This is a genomic window from Methylocystis suflitae (genome assembly GCF_024448135.1).
Classification (GTDB): domain Bacteria; phylum Pseudomonadota; class Alphaproteobacteria; order Rhizobiales; family Beijerinckiaceae; genus Methylocystis; species Methylocystis suflitae.
Genome location: NZ_JAMRYX010000046.1, coordinates 1 through 2591, shown reverse-complemented (window position 1 = coordinate 2591; position 2591 = coordinate 1). Strand labels below are relative to the sequence as shown.

The 2591-nt window shown below is 63.2% G+C and carries 1 protein-coding gene; it reads right to left on the bottom strand.

All coding sequences use genetic code 11. The features are described 5' to 3' along the window. Nucleotides 1-2094 (bottom strand): recombinase family protein (locus NEI07_RS03865; protein ID WP_256032848.1); only part of this gene is annotated, 2094 nt, incomplete at its 3' end. Nucleotides 2095-2591: the final 497 nt, after the last annotated feature.

The window sequence follows — 2591 nt, the reverse complement described above, 5'->3', positions numbered from 1 at the left end:
CTCCTTTCTCGAACGCCTCATGCGCTGGAGTTGGGTGCGAAGCCTATCGATTTGTTCGATTGAGAGGTCGATTTGCCAAGGCTGGCCCTTCGTGAGCTGATGGCCGGCCAACAGTCCACGAGCGAGGTAATCGAAAATCGTTTGCGGCGTCACACCGATCGCCGATGCGGCGCCCTGGATCGAGTAGCTGCCGTCAGGCCACTGCGGCGGGTTCGCGTCGACGCCGTTGATTTTAACCGTTGGTATGCCCCAATGGGTGCGCAGCAACCAGACATTGCCTCCCTTGAATGCGCAACCACGCGCCGCGACAAAACCCTCTCGATTGAGGGTTTCCGCGATCTCTTTGTCCATCTTGTTGGCGGCGTTGAGCTCCGTGGTCCGCCGCCGCAGCCCGTCGAGATCGACGTAGTCGCGGTAAGTGTGAACGCGCCTCTGTAAGCAATGCTCACTGGTTGCGCCGGTCTGCCAGATAATCTTCAGCCATACCTGACCATGCGCCCGCTTTTGATCGAGGATTGCTTCGCGAACGATGAATCGCAAAATGCGTTTTTGGTCGGCGGGTGATGTTGTGGCCGCGCGCCAGATTCTCGGCAGGTTTTCGCCGAGCGCTTGCAACGAGGCGCGATCCGCCTCGTGCAACACGAGCGGCTCCTCTGCCCGCCAGCGTGCATGCTCCCGGTCGATCTCCTCGACGGCGCGCAGCTTCTCCTCCCAGGCCCGCTCCAGCGATCGCGCCACGAGCCGGTTTTCTGGTTCGACCGCATCATATTGGCGGCGCGCCCGCTCCGCCTCGTAGCGGGCGCGTTCGCGACGGAGCGCCCATTGCCGTTCGAGTTGTCGGCTCTCTTCTTCCAAGTGCCCCATGGCGGCGAGCGCGATCGCAATCCGATCCGGGGCCAGCGCGTCGAGGAGAACGTCTTCAACGAGCGCGTCGATCGGCATCGCCCGCACTTCCTGGCACAAGGCGACGCCTCGCTGATCCCGATCGGACCGGCAGCAATAGACTGGATAGTCGCCATTTGGTCCTGTGTAGCGCAGGCTCATGCGCCGGCCGCAACGACCACAAATAGCGACGCCCTGAAGCAGCGCCGAGCCTTTGCGCGGCGCGCCGGCGTGCCCCGCCTCGTAACGGTTGACGTTGTCCGCCAATCGTCGCTGGTTGGCCATGAACTCCTCCCAGCTGATGTAACCAGGGTGTGCGGCCTGCAAGCAAACCGCCCAATCCGTGACAGCCACCTTGACGGTTCCCCGGACAGAACCAGGGCGGCATCGGGCCGGGTCCCGTTGCCGACGGCCGTAGACATAGGCCCCAGCATAAGTGGGATTCTGAAGAATATTGCGAACCCGCGCGCTGTCGGCTTCGCGCCAGACAACATCATGTGGGCTCGGACCGAGGATCGGACGGACCGGCAGCGGCAAGCTGTTCGCCCGCAAAAAGCGCATTACGGCTCGAGCGCTCTGCAACTCCCGGAACTTGGCGAAGACGAGCTGGAGACGGGCCTGCACCTCTTCATCGGGATTGAGAATGATCGCTCCCGCGCGGTCGTGGGCGAGCCCGGCAGGCAATGGCAAGCGGAGTTCACCGCGCGACGCCTTTTGGCGTTCTCCCTGATGGAGGCGCATGCGAATCTGGTGCAGCTCCGCCTCGCTCATGATGCCGGACAGCCCCAGCAGCAAGCGGTCGTGATAGACGCGCGGGTCATAGAGGCGCTCGCCATCCGCGATGAGCACGCCGAACACCGAGCAAAGTTCCAGGAGCTGATGCCAGTCGCGATTGTTGCGCGCCAGGCGCGACGCATCGAGACTGACCACGAGACCGGCGTTGCCAAGGCCGATCTCGGCAATCAATTTTTGAAAACCATGGCGCTCGACGCCGCCCGCGCCCGATTTTCCGAGGTCCTCGTCGATGACCTGGACACGCTCATGAGGCCATCCCAGCCCGATGGCGCGATCGACGAGGCGGTATTGCAGCTCCGTGCTTTCCTGATGTTGCCGCACCTGGTTCACCGACGATTGCCGGACGTAGACGTAAGCGAGTTTGGCGCGATGCGAGGTGGTCAGGCGCTCGTCAGCGGCGCTCAATGTCATCAGCATGAGCGCTCCCCCTTCTTGTTGCGTCGTCGGCCGGCTGCATGCGCCGCATCAGTTGCGCGAGCAGCTGGGCGAGCTGCGTTTGCGTCTCGGCCGACAGATTGGGCCAAAGGCGGGAAGATGCTGTCTGGAGCCGGCCGGATGCGCAGGCCGGAGTCGACGGCGATAGAGACGCTACGCGACGCGGAAGAGCTTGAAGAGTCATCGCGAATCACCTCCTCGACGAGGAGGGACAGCGTCGCGTTCAAATGCCGCGCCAATGGGATCAGCGTGCGCACACTGACGCGCGGTGGATCAAGCGCCCTCTTATCCGCGGGGGGCGACGCGTGGCCAAGATCCGTGCAGGAAATCCGGATCGAACGCCTTCGCCCGTCTGGCAATGCGACAACGACAAAAGCGGGACCGCGTCCCGAGCGTTCCGGCAAAACTGTAAACCGCTGGCCGAAAAGCGAATGCCGAGAATCCGTGACCGTGGTCACGCACCCCAGCCGTTCGAGAAT